The following is a 13,158-nucleotide window of genomic DNA, read 5'->3' as shown; positions in this document are numbered from 1 at the left end:
CAGGGTCTGCTTCTCCATCTGGCCGTCGGCCCAGTACGCGTCGAGCGTGGCGGCGGCCGTGACGAAGGCCGGGTTGTTGCCGCGGAAGGTGCCGTTGTGCTCGCCCGGCTCCCAGACGTCCAGCTCGCCCTTGAAGAGGCAGAGCGACATCGGCAGGCCGTAGCCGCTGATCGACTTCGACAGCGTGACGATGTCCGGGACGATGCCGGCCTCCTCGAAGGAGAAGAACCCGCCGGTCCGGCCGCAGCCCATCTGGATGTCGTCGACGATCAGGAGCATGTCCTGGCGGTGGCACAGCTCCTGGAGGGCACGGAGCCACTCGGCGCGGGCGACGTTGATGCCGCCCTCACCCTGCACGGTCTCCACGATCACGGCGGCCGGCTTGTTCAGCCCGGAACCCTGGTCCTCCAGGAGCCGCTCGAACCACAGGAAGTCGGGGACCTGGCCGTCGAAGTAGTTGTCGAACGGCATCGGGGTGCCGTGCACCAGCGGGATGCCGGCACCGGCCCGCTTGAACGCGTTGCCGGTCACGGCGAGCGAGCCGAGCGACATGCCGTGGAAGGCGTTGGTGAACGAGACGACGGACTCGCGGCCCTTGACCTTGCGGGCGAGCTTCAGCGCGGACTCGACGGCGTTCGTGCCGGTCGGGCCGGGGAACATCACCTTGTAGGGCAGGTCACGGGGACGCAGGATGACGTTCTCGAACGTCTCCAGGAAGGCCCGCTTGGCCGTCGTGGCCATGTCCAGGCCATGGGTGATGCCGTCGCGCTCGATGTAGTCGATCAGCGCGCGTTTCAGCACCGGGTTGTTGTGGCCGTAGTTGAGCGATCCGGCACCGGCGAAGAAGTCCAGGTACGAGTGGCCGTCCTCGTCCGTGAGCCGGGCGCCCTGCGCGCGGTCGAACACCGCGGGCCAGCCGCGGCAGTAGCTGCGTACCTCGGACTCGAGGCTCTCGAAGACACTCAGGTCGGACGGGGTGTTCGTCATGATGGAACGCTCCTGGTGCGGCGGGTTTCCGAGTACTGGGTTCCGGGCGCCGACGGCGGCGGCTGAGCAAGTGGGCCGATGCGGTAGAGGTGTTCGGAGTCGTGCGCGTCAGGGAAGAGCCGTGCGGGAAACAGCGGCTCCCGTTCCACCGACGCCCCGTGTCGCGCGGCGAACGAGAGGAACAACCGCTGAGACGCCTCGTTCTCGGCACTGATCGTCGTCTCCATGCACTGCAGGACGCTCCGGGACCTCAGGCGGGCGGTCAGGTGATCCAGCATGGCCCCTGCCAGGCCACGACCTCGCCGGTCCCCATCCACTGCGATCTGCCAGATCACGAGCGTGCCGGGCTGCTCGGGGCGGATGTACCCCGTCACGAACGCGACGGCCATGCCGCTTTCGTCGCGGGTGACAGCGGAAGTCGCCGCGAAGTCACGGCACCACAGCAGGTAGCTGTAGGAAGAATTCACATCGAGCACGTGGGAATCGCGCGCGATTCGCCACACCGAGGCACCGTCCTCCACAGTGGGCTCTCCTATGTGCCCTTCCGGCGTCGCCATGGGTCCACACCTCCGTCTCACCGCAGTGCACAGGGCGGGGAATTCCCGCACGAAGCGTATGAAGCTCTTCCGGTCGAGCACGAACAGGATCATCGCGAAATCAAGTTGGTGCCGAAAATCTTCTCTTTCGATTTCACACTCATCACGACAACTCGCACGTCGGAATCGTGTTCTGCTCGGCGAGCACTACCCGGAGTCATGCTAAGCCGATGGCCCGTCCCGGACCACAGGAACCTTCCGCATGAGGCAGGCCGGAACGCAAGCACGGCCACTCTCCCCTACGGAGGGTTGCGGCATTCTTCTTCACCGGGAGGCCGCCAATCGGGTTCTTTATCGGTGCGTGCAGCCGGAATCAGACTGATCCGGGACACTCACTCCACACAGGCATTCCGCGGTTCAACGACTCGAATCCGTGGGTCCATCCGATACGGCAAGTGGTTGTCCCGAGGAGTCCGCTGTCGTCACAGTTTGCGCGTGTCCCGGGGTTCGGCGTAGGGCTCGTCATCCGCGGAACGGCCTTTGTCGATCGAGCGGCCACGTTCCAGTTCGGCGTTGAACTCAAGCCCGAGCAGGATCGCGATATTGGTGAGCCACAGCCAGATGAGCGCGATGATCGGAGTCGCGAAAGTCCCGTAGGTCTTGTTGTAGCTGCTGAAGTTGGCGACGTAGAGAGCGAAGAGTGCGGAGACGATGAGCCAGATGACAACGGCCACGACACCACCCGGGATCACGCGCCGGATCGGACGCCTGACGTTGGGGGCGGCCCAGTAGAGCAGCATGATCATCACGACGACCAGGATCAGCATGACGGGCCATTTGGCGATGTTCCACACCGTCACCGCCGTGTCGCCCAGGCCCAGGATCGACCCCATTTTCTTGGCCAGCGTTCCCGTGAAGACAACGCCGACCGCGGTCAGCGCCAGTAGGATCACCACGGCCGTGGTGATGCCGAGGCGGACCGGGAGCGTCTTCCAGACCGGCCGGCCCTCACCGATGTCATAGACGATGTTGGAGGCCCGCATGAACGCGGCCACATAGCCGGAGGCGGACCACAGCGCCAAGATGACACCCACAATGAGTGCGAGTACGGCCTTGCCCTGGCTGCCTTTCAACTGCTCCAGCGCAGTGGTGAGAATGTCGCGCACGGACCCGGGCGCGATGCTGGACAGATTCTTGATCAGCGAATCGATGGCTGAAGGTCCCAGCAGGCCCAGAATCGATACCAGGGCCAGCAGCGCCGGGAAAACCGCCAAGACCCCGTAATAGGTCAGGGCGGCCGCCCAGTCCGCAAGGTTGTCCTCCTTGAACTCCCGCAGGGTGCGCTTGACGGCGCCGCCGGGGGAACCGCCGTCGGCGCTTCTTTGCCCGGATGGGCCCGAGTCGTCCTTGCTGCGTTCGCTCCCGCTCCGGTGGAGCGGACGATACGTGCCACCACTGCCGTCGTTGAGATGGCTGCCATCTCCGCGGCTCCGGTCAGCATCGTGGTGTTCGCGGTCATCCGGCCCGTCAAAGGGTGGCGTCGTCATGAAAACTCCTTGGATTTCACGCCGTGCACCGGCGACAGCCGGTGCGATCCGCCGGACTGTGCTCGGGATGCAGGCACCCGCTGCCTTGCAGTACGACCTCCGACCGGAGGTCACACGGACATCACACCCGCAGTGCCAGCTGTCGGCCACCGGACCGCACCCATCCGGCCAGGATGGCCCCCTGCGAGTACGGAGGGCCTGCGATGAGGTGCACACCGATGGCGACATCGAGGCGTGGCTGCTCACCGACCACCAGGACCGGCACCGACCTGGCGGCAGGTGCACACAAGGCGCGCGGCGGCGCTACTGACGGGGGGTGCCCCGCCACTTGCCCCGGACACCGGCCAGATGGGCGGCGAGCCTCGGCTTCTCGCTCTCGATCCTTTCCAGAATGGCCTGCGCCGTCTCCCCGCGCCGGGTACCGAGTTCGCGGTAGACGACCCACAGACCGGTGCGGGCCGCTTCGCGGCAGCGGTCCCCCAGATCTGTGCTGCCAAGGACGGCCTCGTCCTCGTCGGACTCGCCCATGACGATCTGCTGGAGCAGTTCCAGAACCAAGTCCCGGGCATCCGCGGACAGCTCGCCGAGCAGGCCCGCCAGGAGGACGGAGACCGTCGGCAGCGCGGCGCTGTGCAACTGCCCCTGCACGACCACGACGTTTTCCAGGTCCCAGTAGGCCGCCAGGGCATCGTCCTCGTCGGCCGCCGCGAGCAGACGGCGCAGCGCCCCGGGCACCGCGCCGGACCGGTTGCCGAGGGTGCGGAATTCCTCCCACCGTATGCGGGCGATCTCGACCTCGGCCAATTGTCTGCCCACCCGGACACCTGCCCTGTTCTGGCGCATCAGTTGGCCACGCCCGCCCTGATCGTACGCGGGGGTGCGCCGGGAGTCGGCCCCGGCACAGTCCCTGGGAAGGGCAGCCCGGCGGCGCCCCACGTCGTGACCGACCGGGGTTCTGTCCCCCGGCTCAGCCCACCAGATCCGGCGCGCGCAGCATCTCGGGCGGGACGCCCCAGGCGTCGACGAGGCCGACCGCGAGGGGCCGGACCTTGCGGCAGAGGTCGTTCACCTCACGGCTGATCGCCTTGGAACGCTGGACGGTCAGCCGGCCGTGCTCCATGAACCAGGCCCGGTCGGCCTCGATCGTCGACAGGGCGAACAGGTCGCACAGCAAGCCGAGCGCGACCCTGTTGCCGCCGTCGGGCAGCGCGCGCACCTTGTCGACGAACGCCTCCAGCACCAGCCGCTCAACGTGTGCGTGGGCGACCGCGATGACGTGGTCCTGCACCTGCGAGAAGACGACGCCGGGATTGCGCTTCTGGTCGACGCCGCGCTTGAGTCTGCGGGCTACACCGGCGAGCATGTGCTCCTCGCGGTAACGGAGCATGGCGAGCTGGTACTCCGAGTCGAGCAGGCCGGCTTCCTGGTCCCACTCGTCGCCTCCGGGCAGCAGGTCTCGTACCCGCTCGAGCAGCTTGTGGGCGGAAGTCTTCTCTATGACCGTCTCCACCGCGAGGTTGGTGACGTAACGGACCATGCCGAGCTGGTCCAGGTCCTCGAACTCGCTCGCGTAATGGGTGAGCAGCCCCTTGGCCACGAGCTGCAGCAGGACGTGGTTGTCGCCCTCGAAGGTGGTGAAGATGTCGCTGTCGGCCTTGAGGGCGGCGAACCGGTTGACGCTGAGATAGCCGGCGCCGCCGCACTCCTGGACGACCCGGGTGGCGTGCCAGGTGCCGAGCGCCTTGGTGCCGGCGGCCCGTGACTCCAGCCGGCGGCGGGCGGGCGCGTCGTCCTTGATGCCGGAGAAGACTTCGTGCAGTTGCGTGCGCACGACGTCCTGCGCGAAGTGCAACGCGTACGTACGGGCGATGAGCGGCAGCAGCCGACGCTGATGCAGACCGTAGTCGAGGAGCAGCTGCTCCTCCGCGTCCGAGGCTGCTTCGAACTGGCGGCGCCGCGCGGCGTACTTCGTGGCGATCACGAGGGCGACCTTGGCGGCGTTGACCCCGGCACCGCCGACGCTGACCCGGCCCTGCACCAGCGTGCCGAGCATGGTGAAGAAGCGTCGGTCGGGGTTCTCGATCGAGCTCTCGTAGACGCCCTCGGTGGTGACGTCGGCGAACCGGTTGAGCAGCGCCTCGCGCGGCACCCGCACGCCGTCGAACCAGATGCGGCCGTTGTCCACGCCGTTGAGGCCCATCTTGCGGCCGTCGTCCTCGATCCGGACACCTGGCGCCACCTCGCCGCCCATCCGGACGGGCACGACGAACGCGTGGACGCCCTCGGACTTTCCGCCCACCTCCAGCTGCGCGAAGACCACCGCCAGCTCGGCGTGCCGGGCCGCGTTGCCGATGTAGTCCTTGCGCGCCCCGTCGCCGTCCGTGGTGATGACGAACTCCTGGCGGGCGGCGTCGTACCTCGCGAGGGTGCCGAGTGCCTGCACATTGGAGCCGTGCCCGGTCTCGGTCATCGCGAAGCACCCCATCAGCTGCCCGGTGATCAGGTCCGGCAGATAGGCCTCGTGGTGGCGTTCGGTGCCCAGATGCAGGATCGCGCCACCGAAGAGCCCGAACTGCACGCCGACCTTCACCAGGACCGACAGGTCGCCGAAGGCCAGCGTCTCGAAAGCGGCGATGGAGGCCCCGATGTCGCCGCCTCCGCCGTACTCGCTCGGGAAACCCATACCGGTCTGGCCTGTCGCAGCCATGTCGACCACGAGCTCACGCACCCGCTCGCGAAACGCGTCGACACCGAGTTCCTCGGCCTCCTCGAGGACGGATGCATACGTCACCAGGTTGGTCCGGACGAGGTCGCGGATCTCCGCATACTCGCCGTCGAGCACCTTGGTCAGCGCCCGGACGTCGACCTCGGGCTGCACGTATCCGCTCGCGTAGGTGGATGTGTTCTCAGTGGCCATGCCAGTTCGCTACCCCGCCCGGGAACGATCAAGCAGCCGAACAGGCTCCCAGAGGATGCTTTGAGGCCATTTGATCGACATCGGTCGTCTCCTGGACCTCGCGGACCCCCGTCGGCAACCGCTTCCACCACGCTGCGCGAGACAGCGCTACGCGAAGCGATGTGCCACAGACAGGCAGCCGGGGGTCTCGAGGGCCCCGGCTGCGCGCCCGGCCTGGATGGTGTGTCAGACCACGGCGAGCCGGTCCACCAGCAGCTCCACCCTCGGCTCGGTGTCCTCCGGCGGCAGCCGTCCCGCTCGGGTCAGGGTGGCCAGCCCATGCAGGGCCGCCCAGAACACCTCGGTGAACAGTCCCGGGTGGACGCCGTCCCCGGCGACCTCCCCGAGGCTTTCCAGCAGGGCGGCGAAGGCGTCCTTCAAAGGCTGTGGGGTGTCGTCGTTCGCGAAGGCCAGACCGCCGTCGAGCTCGAACATGGCGTCGTAGACCGCCGGGTTGCGTGCGGCGAATTCGAGGTAGGTGCGGGCGAGCGCGGCGACCCGGGTGCGAGGCCCGTCGGCGGCAGAGGCCGCGGCCCGCAGCGCAGCGGCCATCTCGGCAGCGCCTTCGAGGGCGACGGCGCCGATGATCTCGCGCTTGCCGCGGAAGTGACTGTAGAGAACGGGCTGGCTGTATTCGATGCGCTCGGCGAGCCGGCGGGTGGTGACCGCGTCCCAACCCTGCTGCTCGGCGAGTTCGCGGGCTGTAGCCACGATGAGGCGCTCGCGCTCCACCCGTTCGCGCTGCTTGCGTTCCTGTACCGACATGGCTCGACCCTAGCACCGCTAGACAAGCGAGCGGCAGCAGGACTAGCGTTGCCTCGTCAGCTAGCAACGCTAGATATCTGAGGGGTCATCATGCTCAACGCACTCGAGGTGTTCACCACAGTGAGCGTCGGTGTGATGGTGGGGGTCGAGTTCTCCGTCTCCTTCGTCATCAACCCGATCCTCAACGCACTCCCCGGCGACAGTGGTCAACTCGGCCGCGCCCACGGGGGCCGGATGCTCGGCAGCGTGATGCCGGTCTGGTACATCACCTCGCTCATACTTGTGGCCGTCTGGGCCATCGCCGGATGGCACGACCACGGCGCCGGGCTCGTCGTCACCGCCGGCGCACTGCTGGTCCTCAGCGTGGTCATGTCGATCCTGCTGCTCGTCCCGATCAACAACCGGGGCAAGACGTGGACCCCTGACAACCGCCCCGCCGACTGGAAGCAGCAGATGAACCGCTGGGACCGCCTCCACTACGTCCGCGTCGCCGTCATCATCGCCGCCTTCGCCCTGCTGGTCGCCGCCCTCGTCTGACCCGCGGGGCGACACCGTACGCAGCGCACAATCCCACTCCCCCGCGCGGCAGCGGGCCAAAGATCTCACCCGAACCTGACCCCTATGCCGCCCTTCGTCTTCCGGTCGGCGGCCTGGTCCCCGTTTCTCCGGGATGACGGCCCCGATGCCGCGCCTGTGCAGGCGGGCGCGGTTGCCCCGGGACGGGTACGTCTTGTCCCCGGCCCCCGCGTCCGGCCTTGCGCTCCCGCCACTGCCCGCCGGTCCTGAACCGCCGGACCACGCCCTCGAACCGCGGGTTGCCGCGGGCACGAGGCGAGGGGATGAGATGTCCTCGGGTTCAGCACGCGCCGCAGCGATCGAGTGCGGCACGAACCCGGCTGAGCCCCTCCGATCTCCAGTGGTCCCGGTCGGGCATCTGGTCGTCCCGGCGCCAGCGCCAGGCCGAGAACATCGCCCAGTTCAGGGCGCGGCACCGGTGAATCAGACCCTGGTCAGCCCCCGCATAGTGCTTTCCCACTTCTTCTGGCGCATGGGCGAGGTCGAACTCGGCCGGCCCACGACAGGCCGTGGCCAGGTCTACGAAAAGCGGCCCTCTCCTAGTGTTCAGGAGGTTGCCCGGATGAGGCTCGCCGTGCAGCAGCTGGTCGCGCGTCTTGTCGGTTCCGATCGCGGCGCACAGTCCACCGAGTGTGTTGCTGAGGAGTTCCCGGTCAGGATCGGGCAGCTCGGGGGACTGCTCGCGGTCGTTCACCTTTCCCAGTGCGGCAGCGACTCGAGCGGTGAAATGCGGTGCGTCCAGAGCGATCTGGCGCAGGGAGGCATGGTGCCGCAGGAGCACGTCTGCGTAGACGGCCGACGTGATCTCCGGTCCCACCGGTTCGTAGTAGGTCCAGAGTGAGATGACGAAGGCGTCACGCAAGTAGGTCCGGGGCTCGACCCGAGGGTCGAGCTCAGCCACGGGAGCGTCGACGCCGGCCAGACGGCGAGCAACGTCTACTTCGAACTCGGACTCAGCCAACTGCCCCGAAGGCGCGACCCGGGCCAGAACCTCGCAAGGCACCAGGCGCAGTGCTACGCGGTCCGAGTTGTGGATGACGATCACGTCGTCGACCTGAAGGCCCAGCCCCGAAGCGGTCGTCCGTCCTGCCTCGACTGCGCGGCGGAGTTCTGATTGCTCCATACCGTTCTCCTTGGTCGGTGAGTACACATACACGTCCGGCGACAGCGACAACGCCCCCGAAGTCCTTTCGCACATCATGGCGTCCGAACCCGGACTCGGTCCGGCACCGGCATCACTCAGCTTCCCTGCTTCACGGCCAACGACCCGGCCTGGCTGCCCGAACAGGGATGACCCCGAAAAGATCTCGCCCGTGCTCGCCTCGTCCGGTACGGTCGCGGAATTGTCCTTACTGCTGGGAGCCCATCAGGTTCACGTGTGGCTTCCCGGGCAGTTCCCAGACTGAGAGCGGGTTTGGTCATGGCGTGTCGTATCAGTGAGCTCGTGCTCGGTTGCCGCGACCCCGAGGTGCTGGCGCGCTTCTGGTGCGAGGTCCTGGACTTCGTCGTGCTCGATCGCGAGGACGACGGCACGCTGGAGATCGGGCCTCGCGAAGGCTTCGGTGGCCCGCAGCCGACGATCATCCTCAGCCGCAGGGACGAACCGGAACAGGGGAAGTCCCGGCTGCACATCGATGTCAACGCCACCGACCGCGATCAGGACGCCGAGCTCGAACGCCTGTTGAAGCTCGGTGCGCGCCCGGCCGACATCGGCCAGACAGGACACGAGCAGTGGCATGTCCTGACCGACCCCGAAGGCAATGAGTTCTGCCTGCTCAAGGCCCGCCTCAACCCGCTCTGACGTTCTTCCCGGAGCTGCTCTCCCCTCAGGACGGACTGAATGCTGGACATCGCAGCGGCGACCGTGCTGGCCCAGGACTTCCTGGACCGACAAGTCAGCCATGAAGGCATGACGTTCGCGTTGGCCGAAGGGGAAAGCGTCCGGGTGGGCGCCGCCTTCTATTTCGACTGTCAGTCAACTGCCTTTCTCAGCAGCGGTGACCTCCGTGACATGGCGGTGGGCACGGGCTACGTGTGCGTGGACGGGGACACCGGCGAGTGCCGCCAGCTGGGTGCAGTCGAGTCTGCCGGGCTCGACTTCTTTTGACCTGACCGCAACAGCCGGCCGGCCGAGCCCGTCGAGGTCCGCCACGCCGAGCCCGTGAGTCTCTGCGGTGCCGGCACGGCAAGAAAGGTGCAGGCGTCCGGTACCCGCCGGAGTCAGCCCGCCTTCGGCGGCTTCTGCGCATCGAAGGCGCAAAGAGTGTTTTTGGCCGCGGCCACGATCACCACCCGCCCCGCAACGGTCACGCGCGGACTTGCGCCCTGCTCACCCGTCGAACCATCGGCCTGCGGGTTCGTCGTCCACAGGGGTTTGCCGTCGTGCGGCGACAGCGCGACCACCCGGCCGGTGGCCGAGCTGAAATACACTGCGCCGGCTCCCGCCTCGGGACCCGAAGCGCCCTCCACGGCCGTTTGCCGCGACCACTTCTTCCGGCCCGTCGTGGCGTCGAGCGCCGTGACGAGGCCGGTCTGCCCGCTCACGTAGACGGTGCCGTCCGCCATGCCGGGCGTCCCCTCGTACGTCCTGGCCAGTCGGGAGTACGTGACCTTCCCCGAGACCGGGTCGACCCGCGCCACCCCGTCGTAGCCGACCGACGCGGTTCCCTCCATGTGCTCCTGAAGGAGTACGAGCCGGCCGTTGGCGACGCCCACCGGCACGGCGGGGCCGTTGACCGCGATGGGCCTGCCCAGTGCCCCCGAGGCACGGTCGACCGTGTACAGGGTGGAGTTGCGCACCTCCGAGCCGTCCACCGCCGCATCCGTCGCGCACATCGCCAGGACCTGTGGGCCCACCGCGACGGGAGCACACTGCGTACCCGCGGGGAACGACGTCGTCCACCTGACCTCACCGCTGTGCGCGTCCCGGGCCTCGAAGCGGGAGTTGGAAGCGTCGACCGTCACGACGGCGGAGCCGATCACAAGCGCGTCCCGGGTCCGCCCCGTGACGGCCGTCGACTGGGCGCCGGACGGCACGGACCACAGCTCCCGGCCGTTGTCCGCGTCCATGGCCACCACCTCGCTCGGAGGGTCCTGCGGGGCGTCCTGGGCGGCGAAGCGGTAACCGAGCACGGTGTCGTCGGTAGCGCCCACGAGGTGCATGCCCTGGACGGGGACGCCCGGGCTCTTCGCCGTCCACACCCGCGAGCCGTCCTGGACCCTGATGCGGGTCGCGACAACACCGCCGCCACCGCAGAACAGCGCGTCGCCGCGCGCGACGCAGCGCAGTTCGTCGGGGATGTCCTCACGGCCCCCCTGCACGGTCCTGCGCCACGGCTCGAAGCCGTCCGGAAGCGCGGCACCCGGCGCCGCCACGCTGTCGCCCTTGCCGCTGCTACTGTTCCCCCCGATGCCGCCCGCCTGCAGCACGGCGGCTCCCCCACCGATCGCTGCCACCGCTACCGCGGCCGCGAGCACCGGCCGCCACCGGCTGCGCAGACGACGGCCGGCGGAAGTGCCGGTGCTCCCTGTATCGGGACCGGCCGGGGCGGTGGCAGGGGCGGTCGGCGCCGGGGTGGCCCGCGCCGCAAAGTGATGCTGGGTGATCATGTCGCGGGTGCGGCCCGCCCCGACCTCGTTCGCGTCGGTACCACCGAGGTCGGCCGGCAGGTCCCGCAGCAGCACGAGGAGTTCGTCCGCCGACGGCCGCCCCTCGGGCTCCTTGTCCAGGCACGACTCGACGACAGCGCGCAGAGCCGCCGGTACGGCACCCAGCGACGGCTCCTCGTGGACCACCTGATACGCCGTCATATAGGGGCTGTCCGCGTCGAAGGGTCCGTGGCCGGTCGCCGAGTACACCAGCAGCGTCCCCAGCGAGAAGACATCGGACCGCGGTCCCACACCACGCGGTGCCTGCAACTGCTCCGGCGACATGAAGGGCGGCGTACCGATGACCCGCCCTGTCATCGTCAGCGTCTGCTGGTCCACGGCGCGTGAAATACCGAAGTCGATGACGCGGGGGCCCTCGGGCGAGAGCACTACGTTCGAGGGCTTCAGGTCACGGTGGACGACCCCCACCCGGTGGATGTCACGCAGCGCCTCCGCCAGCCCGATGGCGAGCCTTCGCAGCTCCACACCGCTCAGCGGGCCCTTCGTGGCGATGTGCTGGGTGAGCGTGTGCCCCTCGATGTAGGCCGTCGCCATCCACGGCTGCTCGGCCTCGGGCGCGGCGTCGACAACGGCGGCGGTGAATGCGCCGCTCACCCGCCTCGCGGCCGCCACCTCCTGCCGGAAACGGATGCGGAACTCGTCGTCCCCCGCGAAGTGCTGGTGGATCAACTTGATCGCGACGGGTCGCCCCGAGCTCGTGCGGGCCAGGAAGACCGTACCCATGCCACCCGAACCGATCCGCGCCTCAAGCGGATAGCCGCCGATCTCGGCTGGATCGCCCTCGCGCAGCGACACTCTTCCCGACCTCCCGTTCCCCGTGCACCTCTGCCGCCACGGGCCCGCGTACCTGTCCTGCACACAAACTAGCCGCAGGGCGGTACGGCAGAGTAAAGCGGGTGACGAACACGGGCCCGGGGCTACTGCTGTGCACGGTGTGACGAGGCCGCGCCGAGAGCGCGGCAGGGCCTCGTCGTGTCGTGGACCACCGCAGGTGCGGCCCGTCGCCACGCGCGGAATCTCGTCGGACCGACCCTCTACAGCCCCGCGCAGCGGGCGTTACGTAGCGTAGCCACAGCTGACTGATGGTGTTGAGGCGCACTCGTCCTTGACACCGGGTGCCGAATGCTCCCGCCGCCGCCCGGAGGGGTAGGGCCACGGGGCGGCCGTGAGCGCATACTGGCCTTATGGACTCGTCCACGCGTGCCGCATCCGGCCTGCGGGAGCGGCTGGGCAGTGCGATCTTCACCCGGGTCGCCGGTCCCGCAGGGTTGGAGAACCGCGCCCGTATCCACGGAAGACCTGGCCCACGGTGGTTCGGTCCCGACCGGCCGATTCGGACTGTCCACGGCGATGCGTCCATGTTCATCGGTGGACTTCGGGCGCTCCTCCTCCAGTCCTTGCACCCGTTGGCAATGGCTGCCGTGGCGGCTCATTCCGGTTACCGCGGTGATCCCTGGGGACGCCTCCAACGCACCAGTACGTTCCTCGCCGTAACCACCTACGGAGCAGCGGACGACGCACAGCAGGCGGTCGACCAAGTGCGTGCCGTACATGGCCGGGTGCGCGGAACGACTTCGTCCGGAGAGTCCTACGACGCCGCTGATCCGCACCTCCTCGGCTGGGTGCACGTGGCTGAGGTCGAGAGTTTCCTGCTCGCCCACCAGCGATACGGAGAGGCACCGCTCGACCCGGCCGGATACGACGGCTACATCGCCGACACGGCACGAGTGGCGGAAGCGCTGGGCGTCACCGATCCTCCACGCAATCGGAAACAACTGGCCGCCAGCCTCGGGACCTACCGGGGTGAGCTGCGCCCCACGGAGGAGGCACGCGAGGCCGCACGCTTCATTCTGCTCCACCCGCCCCTGCCCTGGGCTGCCCGTGCCCCTTACGCGTTGCTCGCCGCGAACTGCGTAGCCTCTCTCCCCCGGTGGGCCCGTACGTCACTGGAGCTCCCTCAGCTGTCCGGCATCGCGGAAGCCTGCATGGCCCCGACAGGACGGGCACTCACCGCCGCGATCCGCTGGGCCATGACTCCACCACCGCCCACCGTGGTGAACGCCCAAGTCCCGCGCGACTCGGGCACCTTCGGTGTCGAGGACGGCTGACGCCCTCCAAGCCT

At 68.4% G+C, this 13,158-nt stretch carries 12 protein-coding genes and 1 pseudogene; 4 read left to right on the top strand and 9 right to left on the bottom strand.

The features are described from left to right. From ectB to BFF76_RS04915, 6 genes are all read right to left on the bottom strand, one after another. Positions 1-987: diaminobutyrate--2-oxoglutarate transaminase (gene ectB / locus BFF76_RS04940; protein WP_065847364.1), on the bottom strand; the 987-nt coding region annotated here is incomplete at its 3' end. Continuing rightward, positions 984-1,544: a diaminobutyrate acetyltransferase gene (ectA, locus tag BFF76_RS04935; protein WP_031101491.1), complete on the bottom strand. Its 561-nt coding sequence runs from the start codon at positions 1,542-1,544 to the stop codon at positions 984-986. The genes ectA and ectB, both read right to left, overlap by 4 nt. 461 nt (positions 1,545-2,005) lie before the next feature. Continuing rightward, positions 2,006-3,070 (bottom strand): YihY/virulence factor BrkB family protein, encoded by a 1,065-nt coding sequence (locus BFF76_RS04930; RefSeq protein ID WP_079122315.1) that lies wholly within the window; start codon positions 3,068-3,070, stop codon positions 2,006-2,008. 303 nt (positions 3,071-3,373) lie between these two features. Beyond that, positions 3,374-3,886 carry a hypothetical protein gene (locus BFF76_RS04925; protein ID WP_141695570.1) on the bottom strand — a complete coding sequence of 171 codons (513 nt, stop codon included), beginning with the start codon at positions 3,884-3,886 and terminating at the stop codon, positions 3,374-3,376. 151 nt (positions 3,887-4,037) lie between these two features. After that, positions 4,038-5,987 (bottom strand): acyl-CoA dehydrogenase family protein, encoded by a 1,950-nt coding sequence (locus BFF76_RS04920; protein WP_065847360.1) that lies wholly within the window; start codon positions 5,985-5,987, stop codon positions 4,038-4,040. A gap of 225 nt (positions 5,988-6,212) precedes the next feature. Beyond that, complete coding sequence (locus BFF76_RS04915) at positions 6,213-6,791, bottom strand: TetR/AcrR family transcriptional regulator (protein ID WP_065847358.1); 579 nt, start codon at positions 6,789-6,791, stop codon at positions 6,213-6,215. 90 nt (positions 6,792-6,881) lie between these two features. Between BFF76_RS04915 and BFF76_RS04910 the strand changes: the two genes are divergently transcribed. Then, positions 6,882-7,328, top strand: a complete 447-nt coding sequence (locus BFF76_RS04910) for an anthrone oxygenase family protein (protein WP_065847356.1) — start codon at positions 6,882-6,884, stop codon at positions 7,326-7,328. A gap of 74 nt (positions 7,329-7,402) precedes the next feature. Here the strand turns inward: BFF76_RS04910 and BFF76_RS32105 are convergent. Next, positions 7,403-7,547, bottom strand: a pseudogene (locus BFF76_RS32105) (IS5 family transposase); the annotation flags it as partial. A gap of 100 nt (positions 7,548-7,647) precedes the next feature. Continuing rightward, entirely contained in the window at positions 7,648-8,490 is an 843-nt protein-coding gene (locus BFF76_RS04905) for a phosphotransferase (protein WP_065847354.1), read from the bottom strand. A gap of 297 nt (positions 8,491-8,787) precedes the next feature. Between BFF76_RS04905 and BFF76_RS04900 the strand changes: the two genes are divergently transcribed. Beyond that, positions 8,788-9,168 (top strand): VOC family protein, encoded by a 381-nt coding sequence (locus BFF76_RS04900; RefSeq protein ID WP_031101504.1) that lies wholly within the window; start codon positions 8,788-8,790, stop codon positions 9,166-9,168. A 39-nt stretch (positions 9,169-9,207) separates the two neighbouring features. Then, positions 9,208-9,474: a hypothetical protein gene (locus BFF76_RS04895; RefSeq protein ID WP_065847352.1), complete on the top strand. Its 267-nt coding sequence runs from the start codon at positions 9,208-9,210 to the stop codon at positions 9,472-9,474. Between the two features lie 113 nt (positions 9,475-9,587). On the opposite strand, the gene BFF76_RS04890 is transcribed toward BFF76_RS04895, so the two are convergent. Next, complete coding sequence (locus BFF76_RS04890; RefSeq protein WP_065847351.1) at positions 9,588-11,831, bottom strand: serine/threonine-protein kinase; 2,244 nt, start codon at positions 11,829-11,831, stop codon at positions 9,588-9,590. A 389-nt stretch (positions 11,832-12,220) separates the two neighbouring features. Here BFF76_RS04890 and BFF76_RS04885 point away from each other — a divergent pair, with 389 nt between their 5' ends. After that, positions 12,221-13,144 carry an oxygenase MpaB family protein gene (locus tag BFF76_RS04885; protein ID WP_051834587.1) on the top strand — a complete coding sequence of 308 codons (924 nt, stop codon included), beginning with the start codon at positions 12,221-12,223 and terminating at the stop codon, positions 13,142-13,144. The last annotated feature ends 14 nt before the right edge of the window (positions 13,145-13,158 follow it).

The sequence above is a fragment of the Streptomyces mutomycini genome (genome assembly GCF_001700505.1).
Classification (GTDB): domain Bacteria; phylum Actinomycetota; class Actinomycetes; order Streptomycetales; family Streptomycetaceae; genus Streptomyces; species Streptomyces mutomycini.
This window is presented reverse-complemented; position numbering and strand designations above follow the sequence as displayed.